Annotated in this window: 17 protein-coding genes and 1 pseudogene; 5 read left to right on the forward strand and 13 right to left on the reverse strand. The window is 70.1% G+C overall.

Features of this window, described 5'->3' with window-relative positions:
- Window positions 1-259, forward strand: a 259-nt coding sequence (locus ABZV42_RS40835) for a transposase (RefSeq protein ID WP_356057255.1), incomplete at its 5' end; no start/stop codon positions are given.
- Window positions 260-367: 108 nt separating this feature from the next.
- Here the strand turns inward: ABZV42_RS40835 and ABZV42_RS40840 are convergent.
- From ABZV42_RS40840 to dnaK, 9 genes are read right to left on the reverse strand one after another with little or no spacing between them, the layout of a single operon-like run.
- Window positions 368-799, reverse strand: a complete 432-nt coding sequence (locus ABZV42_RS40840; protein WP_355986456.1) for a hypothetical protein — start codon at window positions 797-799, stop codon at window positions 368-370.
- Window positions 800-802: 3 nt separating this feature from the next.
- On the reverse strand, window positions 803-2617 hold the full coding sequence (locus ABZV42_RS40845) for an FAD-dependent oxidoreductase (protein ID WP_355986458.1): 1815 nt from the start codon (window positions 2615-2617) through the stop codon (window positions 803-805).
- Window positions 2617-2880, reverse strand: coding sequence for a UBP-type zinc finger domain-containing protein (locus ABZV42_RS40850; protein ID WP_067378125.1), 264 nt, complete (start codon window positions 2878-2880; stop codon window positions 2617-2619). The genes ABZV42_RS40845 and ABZV42_RS40850 overlap by 1 nt, the downstream gene beginning before the upstream one ends.
- A gap of 5 nt (window positions 2881-2885) precedes the next feature.
- Window positions 2886-3332 carry a thioredoxin gene (trxA, locus tag ABZV42_RS40855; protein ID WP_355986460.1) on the reverse strand — a complete coding sequence of 149 codons (447 nt, stop codon included), beginning with the start codon at window positions 3330-3332 and terminating at the stop codon, window positions 2886-2888.
- A complete protein-coding gene (gene clpB, locus ABZV42_RS40860; RefSeq protein WP_355986462.1) occupies window positions 3329-5968 on the reverse strand; it encodes an ATP-dependent chaperone ClpB in 2640 nt (879 codons plus the stop codon). The genes trxA and clpB overlap by 4 nt, the downstream gene beginning before the upstream one ends.
- Window positions 5959-6366 carry a chaperone modulator CbpM gene (locus ABZV42_RS40865; protein ID WP_355986464.1) on the reverse strand — a complete coding sequence of 136 codons (408 nt, stop codon included), beginning with the start codon at window positions 6364-6366 and terminating at the stop codon, window positions 5959-5961. Before ABZV42_RS40865 ends, clpB begins: the two co-directional genes overlap by 10 nt.
- Window positions 6363-7316, reverse strand: coding sequence for a J domain-containing protein (locus tag ABZV42_RS40870; protein ID WP_356057257.1), 954 nt, complete (start codon window positions 7314-7316; stop codon window positions 6363-6365). Before ABZV42_RS40870 ends, ABZV42_RS40865 begins: the two co-directional genes overlap by 4 nt.
- Window positions 7317-7322: 6 nt before the next feature.
- Window positions 7323-7934 (reverse strand): nucleotide exchange factor GrpE, encoded by a 612-nt coding sequence (gene grpE / locus ABZV42_RS40875; RefSeq protein ID WP_355986468.1) that lies wholly within the window; start codon window positions 7932-7934, stop codon window positions 7323-7325.
- An 8-nt stretch (window positions 7935-7942) separates the two neighbouring features.
- Window positions 7943-9844 carry a molecular chaperone DnaK gene (dnaK, locus tag ABZV42_RS40880; RefSeq protein WP_355986470.1) on the reverse strand — a complete coding sequence of 634 codons (1902 nt, stop codon included), beginning with the start codon at window positions 9842-9844 and terminating at the stop codon, window positions 7943-7945.
- A gap of 420 nt (window positions 9845-10264) precedes the next feature.
- On the opposite strand from dnaK, the gene ABZV42_RS40885 reads away from it, so the two are divergent.
- Window positions 10265-11893 (forward strand): helix-turn-helix domain-containing protein, encoded by a 1629-nt coding sequence (locus ABZV42_RS40885; protein WP_355986471.1) that lies wholly within the window; start codon window positions 10265-10267, stop codon window positions 11891-11893.
- A 138-nt stretch (window positions 11894-12031) separates the two neighbouring features.
- Here ABZV42_RS40885 and ABZV42_RS40890 read toward each other — a convergent pair whose 3' ends face one another.
- Window positions 12032-12922, reverse strand: coding sequence for a LysR family transcriptional regulator (locus tag ABZV42_RS40890; protein ID WP_355986474.1), 891 nt, complete (start codon window positions 12920-12922; stop codon window positions 12032-12034).
- Between the two features lie 266 nt (window positions 12923-13188).
- Here ABZV42_RS40890 and ABZV42_RS40895 point away from each other — a divergent pair, with 266 nt between their 5' ends.
- On the forward strand, window positions 13189-14376 hold the full coding sequence (locus ABZV42_RS40895; protein WP_355986476.1) for an MFS transporter: 1188 nt from the start codon (window positions 13189-13191) through the stop codon (window positions 14374-14376).
- A gap of 98 nt (window positions 14377-14474) precedes the next feature.
- A pseudogene (locus tag ABZV42_RS40900) lies at window positions 14475-15325 on the forward strand (aldo/keto reductase).
- Between the two features lie 77 nt (window positions 15326-15402).
- Here ABZV42_RS40900 and uvrA read toward each other — a convergent pair.
- Window positions 15403-17871, reverse strand: a complete 2469-nt coding sequence (gene uvrA, locus ABZV42_RS40905; RefSeq protein WP_355986478.1) for an excinuclease ABC subunit UvrA — start codon at window positions 17869-17871, stop codon at window positions 15403-15405.
- A gap of 688 nt (window positions 17872-18559) precedes the next feature.
- Between uvrA and ABZV42_RS40910 the strand changes: the two genes are divergently transcribed.
- Window positions 18560-19681, forward strand: a complete 1122-nt coding sequence (locus ABZV42_RS40910; protein WP_355986480.1) for a hypothetical protein — start codon at window positions 18560-18562, stop codon at window positions 19679-19681.
- Here the strand turns inward: ABZV42_RS40910 and ABZV42_RS40915 are convergent.
- Together ABZV42_RS40915 and ABZV42_RS40920 are read right to left on the reverse strand one after the other, a co-directional pair.
- Window positions 19678-19872 (reverse strand): hypothetical protein, encoded by a 195-nt coding sequence (locus tag ABZV42_RS40915; RefSeq protein ID WP_355986482.1) that lies wholly within the window; start codon window positions 19870-19872, stop codon window positions 19678-19680. The genes ABZV42_RS40910 and ABZV42_RS40915 overlap by 4 nt on opposite strands.
- Before the next feature lie 99 nt (window positions 19873-19971).
- The gene (locus ABZV42_RS40920; RefSeq protein WP_355986484.1) at window positions 19972-20274 is read right to left on the reverse strand and encodes an antibiotic biosynthesis monooxygenase; all 303 of its coding nucleotides are present in this window, start codon (window positions 20272-20274) and stop codon (window positions 19972-19974) included.
- Between the last annotated feature and the right edge of the window lie 771 nt (window positions 20275-21045).

Genomic DNA, 21045 nt, shown 5'->3' on the forward strand with positions numbered 1-21045 from the left:
CGGTGAGAGCGAGCCGGTGCAGTTCTGGCTGTCCGACCTGCCCTCCAGCATGCCGATGACCACGCTGGTCCGCCTCGCCAAGCTCCGCTGGCGCATCGAGCACGACTACCGGGAGATGAAACAGGCCCTGGGACTTGCCCACTTCGAGGGCCGGACCTGGAACGGCTGGCACCACCACGTCACCCTCGTCTCCGTCGCGCACGCCTTCTGCACCCTGCAACGACTGGCCCGCGCCCCAAAAGACACGGCGCCGGCCTGAGCCTCTACCAAGTCGTTCGCGAGCTACAGACACTCCTCGCTCTCTGGACCGGCGCCTGCCCCACCTGCCACCGCGACATACCCACACCCATATCAACCTGACCAGGCCCTACGAGAGGGTACCCAGGAATGGCCCTGCCGGCCCAGCGACACCTACGTGCTGTTCTTCCCCCACGACGAGCTCGATGAGGACGGCAACTCCGCGGAGCACGATGAGATGCGTCTGGTGGTGGACCTGAGCCACCACCGAGAGCACTTCCTTGCACTCGGCGCCTCCCTGGAGGTGGACACCGTACAGTGCAGTGAACTGCACATCTGTACCTTTGCGTTGACGAAGGAACGTCCGGACATCGTGCCGCGCGAGCGTAGCGGACCGGTTGAGGACCTCGTGGTTGAGCAGTTCGTCGACCTCGACCAGGCGGCTGAGGGGGGTGGGTGCCCAGACGGGCCTTTCCTGCAGACCGCCACCGCGGTGCCACCGGACGGGCACGGCCACCGCCATCGCCTCAGTCTTCCTTCTCGTGATCTCATCGGCCGCCATTCGTCATGCGAGCCATGCGGACTCCTTGTGACGTGTGCGTGGGGAGGCGTCCGAGCCGCCCGCGGCAACGGACGTGCCCGTGGTGCCGGGTGCGGCCGAGTGCCCCAAGTGCCGGTGCACGAAGTGGACGGCCATCGCGCCCTCACCGGCCGCCGAGGCCACCCGCTTCACCGAGCCGCTACGGACGTCCCCCACCGCGAAGACCCCGGGCAGGCTGGTCTCCAGAGTCATGCACGAGCGCCCGCGGCCGTCCCACACCTCGGGGTAGGCGCAGGCTTCCTGGGCCTCCGGGCCGGTGAGGACGAAGCCGCGGGAGTCGAGGGCGATGATGCCGGCGAGCCACTCGGTGTGGGGGTCGGCGCCGGTGAAGACGAACAGGCCCCGTACCGCGAGTCGGTGGTGTCCGCCCGTGCGGTTGTCGATCACGTCGAGCTCCTCCAGCACCTCCTGGCCGATGACCTCGGTAACCTCGGTGTGCAGCATGACCTCCACCCGCGGATGGCGTTCGACCTGGTCGACCAGGTAGCGGGACATGTTGGCCTCAAGGCTGGGTCCTCGGACCAGCAGGTGCACCTTCGGCGCGTACCCGGCGAGGAACAGCACCGCCTGGCCCGCCGAGTTGCCTCCGCCGATGACGGCCACCGGGTCGGTGCGACACTGCTGGGCCTCGTAGACGGTCGCCGAGTAGTGGACGCTCGTTCCCTCCAGGCGTTCGATGCCGGGCACCTGGAGCCGGCGGTAGCGGGCACCCGTGGCCAGGACGACGGCGCGGGCGGCGATCTCGCTGCCGTCGGCGAACGCCACCACGTAGTGGTCCTCGTCCTTGGGATGGAGACCGGTCGCCTCCACCGGAATGCTGATCCTGGCGCCGAACTTGTCGGCCTGGAGCACGGCGCGTTCGGTGAGTTCGGCGCCGGAGATGCCGGCGGGGAAGCCGAGCAGATTCTCGATGCGGGACGACGTGCCGGCCTGGCCACCGGTGGCCATCGCCTCCACCACGGTGGCGCTCAGGCCCTCGGAGGCGGCGTACACCGCGGCAGCGAGGCCGGCGGGTCCGGAGCCGACGATGAGGACGTCGCCGTGACGGTTTCCGGCGGGCAGTGACGGCAGGCCGATGAGCCGGGCCAGTTCCGCGGTGCTGGGGTTGCGCAACAGGGCGGTGTCCCGCCACATGACGAGCGGTGTCTCCTCCGCGCCGACGCCGAAGCGGCGCAGCAGGTCCTCGGCCTCCTCGTCGGTCTCCAGGTCGATCCAGCGGTGCGGCAGCCGGTTGCGGATGGCGAACTCGCGCAGCCGCCTGGTGTCGGGCGAGTAGCGCGAGCCGATGATGCGGAAGCCGACGCCCTGTCCGACGAGCAGCGCGCGACGGCCCAGACACGCGCGCAGCACAACGTCCCCGATGGTGGAGTCCTGGGACACCATGTGGCGCAACTGGTCCAAGGAGACGACGAGCACCTCGCCCGGCTCCCTGGCGACAGCGGTGTAGAAGGCCACCTGCCCGTTCAGCAGACCGAGTTCACCGATGAAGCGACCGGGGCCGTGCACGCGCAGCACGTGCTCCTCGGGAGTGCCGTAGTCCTCGACGACGGCGACGGTACCGCTGAGGACGACGAAGAACGTCTCGCAGCGCTCCCCCTCCTGGATCAGCACGTCGTTCGGAACCATGCTCCGGCGTTGCCCGTGCTCCGCCAGACGTGTTGTCTGGTCCTCCGTCAGGCGCGGATACGCGCCGTGGATGTCCGGGGTCTCCCAGAAGACGGCCTCGTCCGCTTCCTCCGGCACCGGTTCTCCGCCTGGTAGCGGCTGGTCGCCGGACATCAGACGAACGCCTCGTGAACGTAGCACCAGCGCCATTCCTCGCCGGGCTGGAACGACTGCACGATCGGATGGGCGTCGGCAGCTGCGTGCCTACGCGCGTGCTTGTTCGGCGAGGAGTCACAGCAGCCGACGTGCCCGCAGGTCAGGCAGAGCCTCAGGTGGACCCACGGGGAGCCGAGCAGCAGACACTCCTGACACCCTTCTGGGGTCAGCGGCTGGACCGGCCGGACAAGCGCGAGGTGGGGGTCTGCGTGCAGGGTCATCCGGATCACCCTTCCCGGGCCGCGATCGACTGTTCCACCCACTGGCGCAGAGCGGGGGCCGGTGCCGCCCCCGCCTGCCGGGCGACCGTCTCGCCCTGGTCGAGGACGAGCAGTGTCGGTACCGCCTGGACCTCGAAACGCCGCGACAGCCGCGGGTTCTTGTCGATGTCGACCTTGACGAGTTTGATGCGGCCGGCGAGATCGGTGGCGACCTTCTCCAGCGCGGGGCTGACCATGCGGCAGGGGCCGCACCAGGTGGCCCACAGGTCGACCACGACGGGGACGTCGGCCCGCTCGGCGACCTCGGTGAAGTCGTCGTCGCCCGCGTCCACCATCCACGGCAGGGGCTGCTTGCAGTGGCCGCACTTGGGGCGGCCCTCCGCGGCCACGGGCACCCGGTTGGTGCGCCCGCAGTTGGGACAACTGACGGTCGTCGCCTGCATCGTGCTCATGCCGCCCGTGCTCCCTTCACGTCCTCGGGCTGGTCGTAGGTGACCACCAGCTCTCCGTGTTCGGCGTCGACGCGGACCGTCGCGCCGTCCTGGACGTCGCCGCGCAGCAGGGCGCGTCCGACCAGTGTCTCGACCTCGTGGGAGATGTACCGGCGCAGTGGCCGGGCCCCGTACACCGGGTCGTAGCCCTGGTGGGCGATCACTTCCCGGGCGGCGTGGGTGAGTTCGACGGTGATGCGGCGTTCGGCGAGCCGCTGCCGCAGCTCGTCGAACTGCAGCTCCACGATCCGCTCGATCTGCCGCTCGCCGAGCGGTTTGAACAGCACGATGTCGTCGACGCGGTTGAGGAACTCCGGGCGGAAGTGCCCGCGCAGCTCGCCCATCACCAGGGCGCGGGCGTCGGGCTTGATCTCACCTTCGGCGGTGGCGCCGTCGAGGAGGTGCTCGGAGCCGATGTTGGACGTCATGATGATCACGGTGTTGCGGAAGTCGACGGTGCGGCCCTGCGCATCGGTGATGCGGCCGTCATCGAGGATCTGCAGCAGGGTGTTGAAGACATCGGTGTGCGCCTTCTCGATCTCGTCGAACAGTACGACCGAGTACGGCTTGCGGCGTACGGCCTCGGTGAGCTGGCCGCCTTCCTCGTAGCCGACGTATCCGGGCGGTGCGCCCATGAGCCGGCTGACGGTGTGCCGCTCCTGGTACTCACTCATGTCGAGGCGGACCATGTTCTCCTCGGAGTCGAACAGCGTCCGGGCGAGCGTCTTGGCCAGCTCGGTCTTCCCGACGCCGGTGGGGCCGAGGAAGATGAACGAGCCGATGGGGCGGCGAGGGTCGCGGATGCCGGAGCGCGCGCGGATGATGGCGTCGGCGACGAGCTTGACGGCTTCGTCCTGGCCGATGACGCGCTCGCGCAGGATCTCGTCGAGGCGCAGCAGTTTCTCGCGTTCGCCCTCCTGGAGGCGGGCGACCGGGATGCCGGTCCAGGCGGCGACGATCTCGGCGATCTCCTCCTCGGTGACGACCTCGCGCAGCAGCCGGTTCTGCCCTTGCTTGGCAGCCAGTTGCTCCTCCTCTGCGGCAAGTCGGCGCTCCAGGTCCCGGAGTCGGCCGTAGCGGAGTTCGGCGGCGCGGTTGAGGTCGTAGGCGCGTTCGGCCTCCTCCGCCTCGTGACGGACCTGCTCCAGTTCCTGGCGCAGTTCCTGCACGCGGCGGATCGCCTGCCGTTCGGCCTCCCACTGGGCGTGTTTGGCGTCGGCCTCGCCGCGCAGGTCGGCCAACTCCCTGCGCAGCTCCTCCAGGCGGGTTTTGCTGGCGGGGTCGGTCTCCTTGGACAGGGCCGCTTCCTCGATCTCCAGGCGGGTGACACGGCGGGTGATCTCGTCGAGTTCGGCGGGCATCGAGTCGATCTCGGTACGCAGCCGCGCGCACGCCTCGTCGACGAGGTCGATGGCCTTGTCGGGCAGGAATCGATCGGTGATGTAGCGGTGGCTGAGGGTGGCCGCGGAGACCAGCGCGGTGTCCTGGATCTTCACGCCGTGGAACACCTCCAGGCGTTCGCGCAGTCCGCGCAGGATGGAGATGGTGTCCTCCACGCTCGGCTCGCCGACCAGGACCTGTTGGAAGCGGCGTTCGAGGGCGGCGTCCTTCTCGATGTGCTTGCGGTACTCGTCGAGGGTGGTGGCGCCGATCATGTGGAGTTCGCCGCGGGCGAGCATCGGCTTGAGCATGTTGCCCGCGTCCATGGCCCCTTCGGCGGCGCCCGCTCCTACGACGGTGTGGAGTTCGTCGACGAAGAGCAGGATGCGCCCCTGGGCGGCCTTCACCTCGGACAGCACGGCCTTGAGGCGTTCCTCGAACTCGCCGCGGTACTTGGCACCGGCGACCAGGGAGCCCATGTCGAGGGCGAACACCGTCTTGTCGCGCAGGCCCTCGGGGACGTCGCCGCGAACGATGCGCTGGGCCAGGCCCTCGACGATGGCGGTCTTGCCGACGCCGGGGTCGCCGATGAGGACGGGGTTGTTCTTGGTCTTGCGGCTGAGGATCTGGGTGACGCGGCGGATCTCCGCGTCACGGCCGATGACCGGGTCCAGCCGCCCGGACCGAGCCTCGAGGACCAAGTCGCGGCCGTACTTCTCCAGAGCCTCGTAGGCCACTTCGGGGTTGGCGGAGGTGACGCGTTGGTTGCCGCGGACCTGGGTGAGCGCGCTCAGGAACGAGTCCCTGGTGATGCCGGCCTGTTTGAGCAGTCGCCCGGCGGCGGTCGAAGAGCTCTCCTCGGCCAGTGCGAGCAGGAGGTGCTCCACGGACACGTACTCGTCCTTGAGGCGTTTGGCCTCCCGTTCGGCGGCGTCGAGCAGCCGGGAGAGGCGCTGGGTGACGAAGACCTGGCCGGGCGCCGCGCCGGGGCCTGTGACCTTCGGGCGGCGGGAGAGTTCCTCGCGAACGGCAGCGCGCAATTCCATCGGCTCGGTGCCGGCCTGTTGCAGCAACCGCGGGATCAGACCGTCCTCCTGATCGAGAAGCGCGAGCAGCAGGTGTTCCCCGTCGACCTCGGTGTGCCCCATGCCGACGGCCGCGGTCTGGGCCTCCTGGAGGGCTTCCTGGGACTTCTGGGTGAGACGGTTCATGTCCATGGGGGTGTTTCACTCCTCGTGCCGCGGCCGCGCAGGGCGGCTTCGAGCAGGCTGATGCGGTCGAGCAGGTCGAGCACCAGGCCGATGGATGCGTAGTTGAGGCACAGTCCGGTGCGCAGCCGCTGGATGCGGGCAAGGACCGCCGGGGCCGAGGGGTCGAACACCAGGTGCCCCGCGGCGTCGCGTTCGGCGTCGACAAGGCCGAGGGCGACGAACCGGCGGATCAGATCGGGGTGGAGGCCCGAGCGACGGCCCACGGCGTCGAGGGAGAGCCTGGGGGCGGGCACGAGCGCGTACCGGACAGCCGTCGAGGCGGTGATGTCGGCGCCCGTTCGTACCGGACGGGCGCCCCCGCCGGCCCAGCTGATGCCTGCCGCTCCCGCGGGTCGGTCGTTCATCGCGTCCTCCTGGGGTCGAACGAGGAAGTGGCGGCGAGCTCCTCGAACAGTTCGCGCTCCCGGTCGCCGAGGGTGGGCGGCACCATGATGCGGAGTTCGACGTACAGGTCGCCGTTCGCGCCGCGCGGGTTCGGCATGCCCTCGCCACGCAGCCGCAGCCGCCGGCCGCTGGACGAACCCGCGGGCACCGTGACCTTGGCCGTGCTGCCGCCGGGCGTGGGCACCGGCACGGTCGCACCCAGGGCCGCCTCCCAGGGGGCGACCGGGACCTGGATGTGCACGTCGCGGCCGTCCAGCCGGAACCGGGGGTGGGGCTGGATGCGCACCCGCAGGTACAGGTCGCCCGCGGTGGCGTCACCACTGCCCCGGCCGCCCTCGCCCGCCAGCCGGATACGCTGTCCGTCGGTGACGCCCGGGGGCACGTCGACCTCGTACCGCCGCGGCTGCCCGGTGGGACCGGCGAGCGTGACGGTGCGACGGCCGCCTCGGTACGCCTCCTCGACGGTGAGCGGCAGCTCGGCCTCCTGGTCCGCGCCGGGGACGCCGCCCGGGGCGGCGCCGGCTCCGAACATGGAGCCGAGCAGGTCCTCGATGTCAATGCCCTCCGCGCCGAAGTCGTCGCCGAAGCCAGTGGCGTATCGGACACGGGGGCCGCCCGCGCCCGCGGTCCTCCGACCGCGGAAGCCGCCGCCCGCTCCGGCCGCGACCCGTTCGTCGAAGTCCTCGGGGATCTTGCGGAAGTCCTCGCCGAAGCGGTCGTAGCGGGCCCGGGTCTTGGGATCGGACAGGACGCTGTGTGCCTCGTTGAGGTCCTTGAAACGCTCCTCCGCCGCGGGGTCCTTGTTGACGTCGGGGTGGTACCTGCGGGCGAGTTTGCGATACGCCTGCTGGATCTCATCCTGGCTCGCGCTCCGCGACACGCCGAGCACCTCGTAGTAGTCCCGTGCCATCGCCGGTCACTCCCGCTTCGCGACGGTCACCGCGGCCGGCCTGAGCTGCCTCTCGCCGTCGCCGTAGCCGGGGCGCAGCACCTCGACGACCGTGCCCGGTGGGGCGTCCGGGTCCTGGACGACGCCGACCACCTCGTGCCGGGCCGGGTCGAAGGCGACGCCGGTCTCCGCGTACCGCGGGTAGCCGAGCAGTTCGAGGACGTTCACCGCCTGGTCGCGTACGGCCCGGACGCCCTCCACGATCGCGCCCGGATCAGCGCCGGCATGGGTCAGGGCGAGTTCGAGGTTGTCGAGGACGGGCAGGAAGGCGGCCGCCGTGCGGGACCGCTCGACGGCCCGTTCGCGCTCCAGTTCCCTGGCGTGACGCTTGCGAAGGTTGTCGAGGTCGGCGAGTGCGCGCCGCCAGCGGTCCTCCAGTTCCCGGATCGCCGTCATGTACTCGTCCTCGGCAGGCGCGGGGCCGGCGGCGTCGGGTCCCGGTTCGCCGTTCGCCGCTTCCGGCCGGGTCGGCGGGCCCGGTTGCGGCAAATCGCCGCGAGGAGGGCGTACGGCGCCGTCTGGGACCGGTCCGACCGGATCCGAACCGGCCCGGTCGGGTTCCTGGGGGTGGGTGGGCATGGCGCGCCTCAGCCCTTGTCGAATTCGGCGTCGATGACATCGTCGCCACCGGCGCCGCCGCTCGTGGGACCACCGGTGGCGGCATCCTGGCCTGGACCGCCGTCCGCGGTGGCGGCTCCCTGGTGGGCCGCCAGCCCGGCGAGCACCTGCTGGAGTTCGGAGGTCAGGGGCCGCACGCGCTCCACGCCCGCCTCCTCCTTGACCGCCGCCCGGGCGTCGGACACGAGCATCTCGGCGCGTGCCTTCTCGTGCGCGGGCGCTGCGTCGCCCAGTTCGGTGAGACGCTTCTCGACCTGGTACGCGATGGCGTCGAGTTCGTTGCGGGCGTCGACGGCCTCGCGGAGTGCATGGTCCTGGCCCTGGTTGCGCTCGGCCTCCTGGACCATGCGTTCGACCTCACTGCGGTCCAGGTTGGAGCTCTCGCTGATGGTGATGCCCTGTTCCTTGCCGGTGTCCCGGTCGCGCGCCTTGACGTTGAGGATGCCGTTGGCGTCGATGTCGAAGGTGACCTCGATCTGTGCTTCGCCCCGCGGCGCCGGCCGGATGTCGGTGAGCTGGAACCGGCCGAGCACGCGGTTGTCGGCGGCCCGCTCGCGTTCGCCCTGGAGGACCACCACATCGACGGCCGGCTGGTTGTCCTCGGCGGTGGAGAAGGTCTCGCTGCGGCGCACCGGGATGGTGGTGTTCCGCTCGATGATCTTCGTCATCACTCCCCCGCGCGTCTCCACGCCTAGCGACAAGGGTGTGACGTCGAGCAGCAGGACGTCCTTGACCTCGCCCTTGAGCACCCCGGCCTGAATCGCGGCACCCAGGGCCACGACCTCGTCGGGGTTGACGCTCATGTTGGGTGCCTTGCCGCCGGTCAGCCGACGGACCAGGGCTTGGACCGCCGGGATACGGGTGGAGCCGCCTACGAGGATGACCTCGTCGATGTCGCTCTCGCCGACCTTGGCGTCGGCCATGGCCTGCTGGACCGGTCCCAGGCAGCGCTCCACCAGGTCGCCGGTGATCTGCTCGAACGTGGACCGCATGATCGAGTCGGTGAGGTGCTTGGGGCCCGAGGCGTCGGCGGTGATGAACGGCAGGCTGACCTGCGTCTGGGTCACCGAACTGAGCTCGGTCTTGGCCTTCTCCGCCGCCTCGAACAGTCGTTGCAGCGCCTGCGGGTCCTTGCGCAGGTCGATGCCGTTCTCCTTCTGGAAGTCGTCCGCGAGGTAATCAACCAGACGCCGGTCGAAGTCGTCGCCGCCCAGGTGGCTGTCGCCGGCGGTGGAGCGCACCTCCACCACACCGTCGCCGACGTCGAGGATGCTCACGTCGAACGTGCCGCCGCCCAGGTCGAAGACGAGGACGGTCTCGTGCTCCTTCTTGTCCATGCCGTACGCGAGGGCGGCCGCCGTCGGCTCGTTGATGATCCGCAGCACCTCCAGTCCCGCGATCCGTCCGGCGTCCTTGGTGGCGGTGCGCTGAGCGTCGTTGAAGTAGGCGGGCACCGTGATGACCGCCTCCGTGACCCGCTCCCCGAGCTGCTTGGAGGCGTCGTCCGCGAGTTTGCGCAGCACCTGTGCGCTGATCTCCTCAGGCGCATAGAGCTTGTCGCGCACCTTGAAGCGAGCCGCCCCGCCGTCGCCTTCGACGACGTCGTACGCCACCGCCCTGGCCTCGTCGGAGATCTCGTCGAAGTGCCGGCCGATGAACCGCTTGGCCGAGTAGATGGTGCCTTTCGGGTTGAGGATCGCCTGGCGCCGGGCCAGCTGGCCCACCAGACGTTCCCCGGCGTCGGTGAAGGCCACCACGGACGGTGTCGTGCGGTTGCCCTCACTGTTGGGCACGACGGACGGCTCGCCGCCCTCCCACACGGCGATCACCGAGTTGGTGGTGCCCAGGTCGATGCCCACTGCCTTGGCCATGAGGAACTCCTCCCGGTACGGCGCCTGCGTCGACTCTCCGGATCACGTTCGTTCAGGTAGGAGTGGGACCTCCGCCGGTTTCCTACCTGTGCGCACGGAGCGTCTCGAACACTCCCCAGGGTGACGAACCGGGTGGCTCCACGCCTGCGCCTGGCGAGTCAGGAATGCACGGGTCCGGTCGCCCCACGAGTACGAGAGGAGGAATCCGAACCTCTCGGATGAGGCAGCCCTGAAGCAGGTGCCACCGCTCGCCTGTAGGCTCGAGGAGAACGGAGTGATCCCATGGCCAGCAGCCGGGCGCACCACCTGTACCGGGAGGACAGCCTCCGCGAGGGCAGCGGCCGGCGGCACCTCGCGGCTACGCGGCCAGTGCCTCGCCCACCCGCTCCAACCCCGGCCGATCATGCCCTCCGCAAACTGATGGTGCTCTCCCGCGCTCTGTTCGACACCCCGGAGGAAGGCGAGATCCTGCGCCTGGCCATGGACCACATAGCCGCCGCGGGGCCATACAGCGCCGAGGCCGGATACCTCAAGGTGGACGGCGACCTGGTGCCCAGCCCGAGGAACGGGCAGACGCATGCCTCGGCCGTGGGCCGGAGGGTGCGGGAGCTGGCCGGGCAAGACGGCCCTGTGACCGTACCCGGCAGGCCCTGGGGCCGGGCCCTGGGGCTACGCGGACTTGAGGGACTCCACGGCTACCTCGTGGTGACGTCCCGCTCCCGGCCATCCGAGGCCGAGCAATCCCTGCTCGCCAAGCTCGTCCGGCACACCGCTGCTGCACTGTCAGTCGCCTTCGCATACCGACGCCAACGCGAGGAAGCGTTGGAGCTGCACCGACTGAGGGACGAACGCACGACCCTCCAGCGGCAGCTGATCTCCGTCGTGGCCGAGCTCAGGTACCAGCGGGCCGTTCACGCGCTCATGGCCGACGTCGCTGCCTCGGGCGGCGGCGAGGAAGCCATCACCCGCGCACTGCACAGGCTCACTGGACTCCCTGCGCTGGTCGAGGACCGCTTCGGTCGGCTGAGGTCGTGGACCGGCCCCGGCCGCCCCGACCCCTATCCCGAGCCGGACCCCGTGCGCCAGGACGAAATGCTGCACGCCGTCGCCCGTCAGGCCGGGCCGGTGCGGATAAAGGGCCGGCTGATCACCCTAGTCCGCCCGCGCGGCGAGATCCTGGGCGTGCTCGCCCTGGTCGATGCCCGGGACGAGGCCGACGAGCACACCGTACTCGCGCTGGAACACGCCGCCGCGTCGCTCGCCCCGGAGCTGGCGCACCTGCGCAATCTGGCCGAAGTGGAACTGAGGCTGCACCGCGAGCTGGTCGACGACCTCCTGGCAGGGGCGGACGAAGCGAGCGCCAACGCCCGGTACGAGGCAGTCGGACACGACTTGCACCGCAGCCACTACATTGTCGTGGTGCAGTGGCCGAACCGGACTGCGGACGATTCCTTCGCGCAGACCGTGGGACAGGCGGCCTCTGGCGTGGGCATGCGCTCGCTGCTGACCCGACGTTCCGACCACGTGGTCCTGGTCGCGGACGACAGGCCGAACGCCCGCGCGTTGTACGAGGCGCTCGCCCGGGAGACCGGGACCCGGTCCGGGACGATCGGGGTGAGCGCCCCTTGCGACTCCCTGGACGACATCCCCCACCACTACGAGGAGGCGCGGCGCGCCATGGACGTGCGCCGCCACTCCCGCGAGCGCTACGGCACGACGTTCTTCGACGAGCTCGGCCTCTACCGCATCCTGGGGCCTGGCAATGATTACCGGGAACTGGAGACGTTCGTCCAGGAGTGGCTCGGGCAGCTCATCGACTACGACTCCCGGCACCACACGGCCATGGTGGAGACCCTGTCCCGGTACTTCGACTGCGGCGGCAACTACGACGAGACCGCGGACTCCCTCGCGATCCACCGCAGCACGCTTCGCTACCGGCTCCAGCGCATCCGCGACATCAGCGGCAACGACCTCGCGAACGTCGAGGACCGGCTGAACCTCCAGGTGGCGACCCGAGTGTGGAAGATCGTGCTGGGCGGCCCCGGCTGATGCCTCCCTGGAACTCTTGCGCGATCGGTGTCAGCAGCAGCAGGGCGAGCTGCCCGAGATGTCGCGGCCGGAGCGAGGCGGGCGCAGGGGCCCGGACAGACACCACCGACGGGTGGCGCCCGGGCCGCGGCCCGGGCGTCACAGGGCGATGACGTGGTGGTCGACCAGGTCGAGCAGCGCCCGCAGGGCCGAGCTGGGCCGCCGGGTCGACGACGTGCCGAGATGCATGCTCCAGCGGAGCATGGTGCCGTGGACGTCCAGGACGTGCAGGCCGGGGGTGCGGGCAACGGCGAACGCGGGCAAGAAGGCGATGCCCAGACCGTGCCGGACCAGTGCCGCCCCCATGTCGATGTCGGGCACCTCCAGAGCCACCCGGCGTACGACGCCCGCCACAGCGAACGCCCGGTCGACCACCTCGCGGTTGCCGTAGCCCGGCGGGAAGTCCACGAAGGGTTCCCCCGCGAGGTCCGCAAGTGCCACCTTCCCCCGCTGGGCGAGCGGATGGGCGGCGCTCACCACCAGGACGAGCGGCACGGTGGCCAGCTCCCGGGCGTCGATCCCGGCGGGTTTGTGCTCGGGCAGCGACAGGAAGGCCACGTCCAGGTCCCCGCTGAGCAGCGCGTGCGCCAGTCCCGCCGATCCGGTCGTCGCCAGCCGCAGCCGGACGTCGATCGCCGGATGCCGCGCGTGCAGCTGTCCGAGGAGCGCAGGCAGGTCCACCACCTCGACCGAGGCCATGGCGCCCACGTTCACCGTGCCGCGCAGCGTGTCCTGTGCCTCGCGCACGGCGTCCTGGGCCGCCTGGGCGGCGTGCAGGGTCGCCCGAGCCTCCGGCAGGAGCGCCGCGCCCGCCCCAGTGAGCCGGACCTGCTGCGACGTGCGCTCGAACAGCGCGCAGCCGAGCTCGCGCTCCAGGGAGCGGATCGCGGCGGACACCCCCGACTGCACCACGTGCAGCCGACGTGCGGCACGCGTGAAACTCAGCTCCTCGGCGACCGCGATGAAGTGCTCCAGCTGACGTAGCTCCACACGAGAAGTATCACTCACATTGTTCGAGCCCAGCAAAAACATTCGTTGGCATTGATCCCCGCTGGTGAGGAGGATGGAAAACGCCATCCACTTCCGCCCGAGGAGGGGTACCCCTGCCTGCCGTACCGACGCCGCTCAGCTGTCCCACAGCCCACGCTCCCGGCGACCCGACCCACCGGATACCAGCACCCGCTCCCGCCGACCTGCCGCCCCGCGCCCCCGCCCGGCGCCGTGCCTCGCACACGACCGGCTTCTGGTTCGTGGCGGTGGCCTTCACCGTGCTGATGGCCTTCGGCACCGCGCCGACCCCGCTGTGGCCGCTGTACGAGGCCCGGGACCACTTCGGCGCGACCACCGTCACGGTGGCGTACGCCTCGATGGTCGTGGGCGCAGCGGCCTCCTTCCTCGGACTGGGACACCTGTCGGACCGGCTCGGCCGGCGGCGCATCATCGTCCCGGCGCTGCTGGTCGGCATCGTCGCGTCGGTCGTACTGATCACGTGGCGGGACCTGCCGGGGCTGATCGCGGGCAGAATCCTGAACGGCGTCGGACTGGGGCTGATGGCCTCGACCGCGACGACGTACCTGCACGACCTCCACCACGAGGCCCATCCGGAACGGACGGGTTCGGTGCTGCCCGGCATCGTGGCCACCGCCGCCAACCTCGGCGGCCTGGCCTCAGGCCCCCTGATCGCCGGAGCCGCCGCCGAGTGGCTTCCCACGCCCCTGATCACCACCCAGGCGATCTTCACGCTCGCCATGGCCGTGTGCCTGGCGCTGGTGCTGTCCACCCCGGAGACCGTGGACCTGGAGCTGCCCGCGGCCGAACCGCCCAGCAGGTTCGTCCTGCGCCCCGGCGGCCGGCGGACGTTCGGCGCGGCCGGCGCGCTGGGCGCCTTCGCCTTCGCGATCCTCGGCCTGATCTCCTCCCTCGGGGCGAGCGTGCTCCACAGCACCCTGCACACCGACTCGCACCTCGTGGTCGGCCTGGCTGCCTTCCTCATGTTCGGTTCCGCGGCGGCCGCCCAGCTGGTGCTGGCCCGCCTCCCACTGCCCCGGGTCCTGACCGTGGGGGCAGTGGTCTTCCCGGTCGGCCTGGTCCTGTGCGCCGTCGCCCTCTACCACCCGGCGCTCTGGCTCTACCTGGTCGCCGTGTCCCTGTCGGGATCCGGCTCCGGGCTGCTGTTCAAGGGAGGCGTCGAACGTGCCGTTTCAGTGGCCGAGCCCGCCTCACGCGCAGGGGTCCTCGCCGTGTTCTTCGTCGTCGCGTACCTGGGAATGGGCCTGCCCTCCATCCTGTTCAGCATCGCCCTGCGGCATTTCGCCGTGCAGACCGCGATGATCGGCTTCGCGGCGGTCCTCGCCTGCGGCGCCGTTGTGTCGGTCGCCGTCGCGTTGCGCGACCGCGCACCCGGTCCCGGCACGCTCTCGGCGCACTCCGCTCGCCCCTCCTGACCTCCCTGCGGCGTATCACCGGTCGTCTGGGAGGCGCGGACCTGGGCACTCGGTGCGGGCGCGCGTGACACGGATCCGCGGCAGACGGGAGGCCCGGGATGTCTGTGGAATCGGCCAGAACGATCGCGCTCCCCTCCGGTGAAGAGATCGCTGCACTTGGGCAGGGCACCTGGTACCTGGGAGAGGAACCGGCCCGGCGTGAACAGGAAATCGCCGCGCTGCGGCTGGGCGTGGACCTGGGCATGACCGTCGTCGACACAGCGGAGATGTACGGCGACGGCGCAGCCGAGGAGCTCGTCGGGGACGCCTGGAGGAGGTCTTTCTCGTCAGCAAGGTGCTGCCCGGCCACGCCGACCGGAAGGGCACCGCCGCCGCCTGCGAGGGCAGCCTGCGGCGGCTCCGTGCGGAACGGCTGGACCTCTACCTGCTGCACTGGCGGGGACGGTGGCCATTTGAGGAGACTCTTGCGGGATTCACCGACCTGATGGAGGCGGAGAAGATCCGCTACTGGGGCGTGAGCAATCTGGACATCGCCGACATGGTCGAGCTGACCACCCTCCCCGGTGGCGACGCCGTGGCCGTCGACCAGGTGCTGTACAATCTCTCCCGGCGCGGCATCGAGTGGGATCTGCTCCCCTGGTGCCGCGAGGCCGGGGTGACGGTCATGGCCTACTCCCCGATCGAGCAAGGGCGGCTGCTGAAGGTCGAGGCACTGGATGCCGTGGCCCGGGCCCTCGGAGTCACGCCGGCCCAGGTGGCACTCGCCTGAGTGCTGGAACAGGGGGTGGCCGCGATCCCGCGTTCCGGATCACCCGACCACGTTCTGGAGAACCGCGGCGCGGTGGACCTCCACCTTCCCACCGAGGCCCTCGAGGCCCTCGAGGCCCTCGAGGCCCTCGACGAGGCGTCCCCGCCGCCCAGCGGGCCCACGCCCCTGGAGATGCTCTGAAGCTGGAACGCAGCATCGACGCGCGCGACCCTGCGCCCCGAACCCGGCTGACCGGTGCTCAGCCCCTCGCCCCGTCGTCAGGAGCGCGCGAGCCGGGCCGCGAGATAGGGCGCGGTGGCGCTGCGGCGGGCCCTCGCCACCTTGGCCGGCGGGCCCGCCGCGACCACCCGCCCGCCCGCGTCGCCGCCGCCCGGCCCGAGGTCGATGACCCAGTCGGCGGTGGCGATCGTGTCCAGGTCGTGCTCGACGAGGACGACCGTGTTGCCGGCGTAGACGAGCCGGTGCAGCTGTCGCAGCAGCAGCGCGATGTCCGAGGGGTGCAGCCCCGCCGTCGGCTCGTCGAGCAGGTAGAGCGCGTGCCCGCGGCGGGCTCGCTGCAGTTCGGTGGCCAGTTTGATGCGTTGCGCCTCACCACCGCTGAGTTCCGTCGCGGGCTGCCCCAGCCGCAGATACCCCAATCCCACCTCGCGCAACGTCTCCAGACTGCGGGAGGCGGCCGGGACGGCGGACAGGAACTTGGCGGCGGCGTCGACGGACAGCGCCAGCACTTCCGCGATGTTCTTGTCGCGGTAGGTGACTTCCAGCGTTTCAGCGTTGTACCGGGCGCCCTGGCAGGTCGGGCATGGCGCGTAGGTGCCGGGCAGGAACAGCAGTTCGACCGCGACGAATCCTTCGCCCTGGCAGGTCTCGCAGCGCCCTTCGGGCACGTTGAAGGAGAACCGTCCGGCCGAGTAGCCCCGCGCCCTGGCCTCGTCCGTCGCCGCGTACAGCTTGCGCACCGCGTCGAACATCCCCGTGTACGTGGCCAGGTTGGACCGGGGAGTTCGGCCGATGGGCCGTTGGTCGACCAGGACCAGCCGGTCGAACGACTCGACCCCCGACGCGTCCTGGACGTCGACCTCCAGCTGCGCCTCGTCGGGCTCCTCGGGTGCGAGTCCGAGGTGGCCGCGGACGACCTCGGCGAGCACCTGCGTCACCAGCGTCGACTTTCCGGAACCGGACACGCCCGTCACCGCCGTCAGTACGCAGAGCGGTACGTCGACGGACACGTCGTGCAGATTGTGGCGGGAGACGCCGCTCAGGTGCAGCCAGCCGTGCGGTGTGCGCGGGCGGTGATCGAGCGGCTGGGCGCGCCCGAACAGGTACTGGCTCGTGGCCGACTCCCCGACCCGCTCAAGACCGGCGACCGGGCCGCTGTACAGCACGCGTCCGCCGCCCTCACCCGCGCCGGGGCCGATGTCGACCACCCAGTCCGCCCGCCGTACGACGTCCATGTCGTGCTCCACGACGAACAGTGAGTTGCCCGCCGCCTTGAGGCGGTCCAGCACGTCCAGCAGCGGTTGCGCGTCAGCCGGGTGCAGGCCCGCGGAGGGTTCGTCGAGGACGTAGACGACGCCGAACAGCCCCGAGCGCAGCTGGGTGGCGATCCGCAGGCGCTGCGCCTCGCCGGGCGACAGGGTCGTCGAGCGGCGCCCGAGGCTGAGATATCCGAGGCCCAGGTCGAGCAGTACCTCGACCCGCGCGACCAGATCGCCGCAGATCCGGACCGCGACCTCGGTCGTCTCCCCGGATCGGGCGGTCGACGTGGTGGCGTCGGCCTCGGACCGCCCCGCGACGGGCCGCAGCAGCGCCACGACCTCGGTGAGCGGCATCGCGTTGATCTCGGCGATGGAACGTCCGGCGAAGGTCACGGCGAGCGCCTCGGGCCGCAGCCCGCTGCCGTGACACTCGGGGCAGGGCACACTCCTGACGAACCGGAGCGCCCTTTCGCGCATCTTCTCGCTCTTGGAGTCGGCGAGGACGTGCATGACGTGCTTGCGGGCGCTCCAGAACTTGCCCTGGTAGCCGTAGTCGACGCGGTCCTCCTCCGGCTCGATGTACACGGAGGGCTGCTCGTCCGTGTACAACAGCCAGTCCCGGTCCTTCTTCCTGAGCCTGCGCCACGGTCGGTCGATGTCGATCCCCAGACCGCTCACGACACTGCGGAGGTTCGCGCCCTGCCAGGCGCCCGGCCAGGCGGCGATCGCCCCCTCGCGGATGCTCAGCGAGGGATCCGGGACGAGCAGATCCTCGGCGACGTCGTGCACGACCCCCAGTCCGTGGCACTCCGGGCAGGCGCCGGCCGCGGTGTTGGGTGAGAACGACTCGGCCTCCAGCCGTGCGGCCCGGGGCGGATAGGTGCCGGCGCGGGAGTACAGCATGCGCAGCAGATTGGACAGCGTGGTGATGGTGCCGACCGTCGAGCGCGAGCTGGGCGACCCGCGTCGCTGCTGCAGGGCCACGGCTGGCGGCAGTCCGGTGATTTCCTGCACGTGCGGTGCGCCGACCTGTTGCAACAGCCTTCGGGCGTACGGTGCCACGGACTCGAAGTAGCGGCGCTGGGCCTCCGCGTAGAGCGTGCCGAACGCGAGCGAGGACTTGCCCGAACCGGAGACGCCGGTGAAGGCGACCATCGCGTCCCGCGGAACATCGACATCGATGTTCCGCAGGTTGTTCTCACTGGCGCCCCGGACATGCACGAAGGGGTCGGTCGCGTCCTTGTTCACCGTTCCTGACTACCTGATCGCACCGGGAACCGCGCGACAGGCGCCGTCACGGGGCCCCGCTCACACGAGCCTCTGGGGTATCCCGGATCCATTTTCGATACACGGCCTTGGGCGGCGCACACTCCGCGGTTGGCGAATGCCGACAAGGTGGCGTTGCTGCTGGAGACCACCCTCCCCGGGGTTTTCGTCGCTGGCCACGTCAGGAGCGGCTCGGTCAAACGGTGGCCCCTGCGGCCGGTGAGGGTGCCATGGCTATCCGCCTCGTGCACGAGCACCGGGAAAGGCGGGCCGTAGAGAGGCACTCGGCATCGTGCTGGTGTCGGACGAGGGGACGCAACGACGGCGGTGTGAGCAGGAACGCCGCAGTGACATGGACGAGCAGGAACAGCGCGGCGTAGAGGAAGTGATGCCCATGAAGGTGATCACGGTGACGAGGTTGAACAGGAGGCGGGCCTGTTGCCGATCGATCTCGTCGCGGTGCCCGGGGTGGCGCGGAACTGGTGTTCGCGGTGGCGCACGCAACCGTGGCCCGGTGGTGGAGCAGGCCCTGCGCGGGGAGGACGAGGAGACCTGACCATACCGCCTGCACCTGCTGGCAGGGGCCAGCGTGTCACGCGGCGTCGGCGATACCTCGGGGGCATCCTGTGGGCACGGGCGATCGCGGGGGGGCAGCCGACGAGAAGGAGTCATGCGGGTGTCGTCTCAGGGCGCTACGGTCGTGGCTCTCCTGGCGGATCCGGACGCGCCCACGGAGATCGCGCAGCGCATGGCCCGGACACTTCCTGCTCGGCTCGCCGACAGGTCAGGCCAGGGACGACGGTTCGACGTCGACGTGGTCAGTGAGCCCTTCACCGCAGGGACCGAGGACCTGCCCACCTTGATGCGCCGGATCATGGACCGCGGAAGAGCGGAGAGTTGGGACATCGTCGTGGCCCTCACCGACCTTCCGCTGCACTCACACGGGCGTAAGCTCGTTGTGGATCTGAGTCACGAACACGGCTTGGCCCTGTTGTCCCTTCCTCCGCTGGGGGGCTTGCGTCTGCAGACGAGAGCCCGGCGGGCCGTGGAAGAAGCCGTGCTCAGCTTGGCGGGGCCGCGGGCCACCGGGGCTGAGGGAACTCCGCCGGGTCAGCCGCTGTTGGGGCCCTTCGTCAGTCGCCTCGCACCTATTCACCCGGGCCAGGTCGGTGAGGAGGAGACCGCTGATCTTCGGTACGTCGTCAGCGGACCGCGCGGTTACCTGAGGGTGCTCGTCGGTATGGTCCGCGCCAACCGGCCGTGGCGCTTGGTGCCCGGCTTGTCGAAAGCCCTGGCGGCCGCACTCGCCACGGGAGCAGCCGCCACGGTGAACTCCACCATCTGGAACCTGGCCGAGTCCCTGAGCGCGCCACGCCTCGCGATCGCCGCGGTCGGGTCCGTCGCGCTCATGATCGGCTGGCTGATCGTGGACGCGCAGCTGTGGCATCGATCAGCGGAGGTCTCGCGGGAGGCGAGGCAGAGGGCGAGGCTCTACAACGCCTCGACGGTCATGACCGTGGGTATCGGGGTGCTCGTCTGCTACGCGGGTTTGATCGTCATCAACTTGGTGTGGGCCCTGTTCATCCTCAACGGCCAAGTGTTCGCCTCCACGACACGAACCCCGCTTCACGCCGCGGAATACTGGACGTTGTCCTGGTTCGTCGCTTCGGTCGCCACGGTGGGCGGGGCGCTGGGATCAGGCTTGGAGAGCGACGAGGCGATCCGGGCAGCCGCCTACTCCAAGCGCGAACAGGAGCGCCGTCGAATGCTCCAAGACGACGACGGCGACTAGGGAGACGATATCCAGCTGAACGTGGCGCCGATCATCCGGCTCATGCCCGCGATGGAAAAGGGAGTGCCGTCGGGGGTTTCCCAGAACGTATAGCGCTTGTCGGCGAAGCGCGTGTCGGCCCAGGAATCGGCGTCTATGGTGACTGGCTCCCCGACGGCCTTGGCGACTCGCCGCACCAGAACGTAGCGCACGCGTGGAACCTAGGGCACGGCGCCCCGCGCGGTACGCGGCGACGAGTCCGGCCGTCTGCTCGCTGCGTCATCTCTCGTGTCCTGCTGATCCGTCCGGGGTCACGTCGGGAGCTTGGATGCGAGTACGTCGACGTTCTCGATCGCGGGCGACACGGTGAACAGCTCCGTTGCCCGCTCCCCGAGCGCCGTGCCCACGCCTCCGGCCAGGTGCGCCTGTCGACCCGCGTCGTCGGGGAACACGTCGAAGATGCCGAACGTGGACACGTCGAACTGGATGGCGAACCAGGCGCGGGTGTCGGGCTCCTGGTCGACGATCGCCTGCGCGTCTGTCAGGAACTGTGCTACTTCCGCTTCTTTGCCCGGTTTCGCCTGTACCCGGACCAACAGCCCGACCCGCACCATGGCTCCTCCTTCGTTTGGTGCCTTCATGTCAACTCCTCTGCGAATATCGCAGCGTGTGTGGCAGTTCGATCTTCGGGACACGCTGATCGCAGCACACTCTTCATGAGTGAGTCTCCGGCCGTCGGGACAGGGTGGCGCAGCGTGTCGGCCCGTTCGGCGAGCGCGTTCCACACGGGCAGGCGCAGCGCCTCCGGGTGCCGCCAGACTGGCCCCGAGAACCGCGAGGGCGTGTCGGTGGTCATGTCGCCACCGTGGCAGCCGGGTACGCCAACGCGCCGCCCCCCGGGCGGCAGATACGCCGCCCGGGGGGCGGGTCCTGCTCGGATGGGTCAGCCCATGCCGCCGCTCGTACTGCCGGGGCCTCGCGTCGGGATGTTGGGGAGTGTGCAACGAAGCGCTCAGCCGCCCCGCCGTCATGCCCCTTCACGAGCGCATCTCATATCCCGAGCATGACTACCCGCCCATCAACGTTGGCGATCGGAGTCGCTGCTGCGGTCTGGCAGAAGTCGAGGTGACGTTGTGACCAGCCAGGAACAAGAACGTCTGCTGGCAGAGGCCACGGAGTTGGAGGCCCGGGTGCCTCCTCTTGCAGCTGGTCCCCGAACAGAACACGAGCGACTGATGCTGGAGCGGGCGGACGAGCTCCGACGACGGGCTGATGACTACGTGCCCGGAACCTAGCGGTGGTTTGTTAGGCCGGGGAGTAGAGATCAAGTGGGTGGCCTGCGCCGACGGCGTTGATCAGGGCTTGGAGTTCGGGTGGCGGGGGTG

This window comes from Streptomyces sp. NPDC005281 (assembly GCF_040607495.1).
Classification (GTDB): domain Bacteria; phylum Actinomycetota; class Actinomycetes; order Streptomycetales; family Streptomycetaceae; genus Streptomyces.

Bases quoted from the DNA above. Each gene is read 5' to 3' on its own strand.
- ABZV42_RS40850 (WP_067378125.1), bottom strand. From the start codon at position 2,880: ATGACCCTGCACGCAGACCCCCACCTCGCGCTTGTCCGGCCGGTCCAG.
- grpE (WP_355986468.1), bottom strand. From the start codon at position 7,934: ATGCCCACCCACCCCCAGGAACCCGACCGGGCCGGTTCGGATCCGGTC.
- ABZV42_RS40885 (WP_355986471.1), top strand. From the start codon at position 10,265: ATGGTGCTCTCCCGCGCTCTGTTCGACACCCCGGAGGAAGGCGAGATC.
- ABZV42_RS40865 (WP_355986464.1), bottom strand. From the start codon at position 6,366: ATGAACGACCGACCCGCGGGAGCGGCAGGCATCAGCTGGGCCGGCGGG.
- ABZV42_RS40845 (WP_355986458.1), bottom strand. From the start codon at position 2,617: ATGTCCGGCGACCAGCCGCTACCAGGCGGAGAACCGGTGCCGGAGGAA.
- ABZV42_RS40910 (WP_355986480.1), top strand. From the start codon at position 18,560: ATGCGGGTGTCGTCTCAGGGCGCTACGGTCGTGGCTCTCCTGGCGGAT.
- ABZV42_RS40920 (WP_355986484.1), bottom strand. From the start codon at position 20,274: ATGGTGCGGGTCGGGCTGTTGGTCCGGGTACAGGCGAAACCGGGCAAA.
- clpB (WP_355986462.1), bottom strand. From the start codon at position 5,968: ATGGACATGAACCGTCTCACCCAGAAGTCCCAGGAAGCCCTCCAGGAG.
- dnaK (WP_355986470.1), bottom strand. From the start codon at position 9,844: ATGGCCAAGGCAGTGGGCATCGACCTGGGCACCACCAACTCGGTGATC.
- ABZV42_RS40840 (WP_355986456.1), bottom strand. From the start codon at position 799: ATGGCGGCCGATGAGATCACGAGAAGGAAGACTGAGGCGATGGCGGTG.
- ABZV42_RS40870 (WP_356057257.1), bottom strand. From the start codon at position 7,316: ATGGCACGGGACTACTACGAGGTGCTCGGCGTGTCGCGGAGCGCGAGC.
- trxA (WP_355986460.1), bottom strand. From the start codon at position 3,332: ATGAGCACGATGCAGGCGACGACCGTCAGTTGTCCCAACTGCGGGCGC.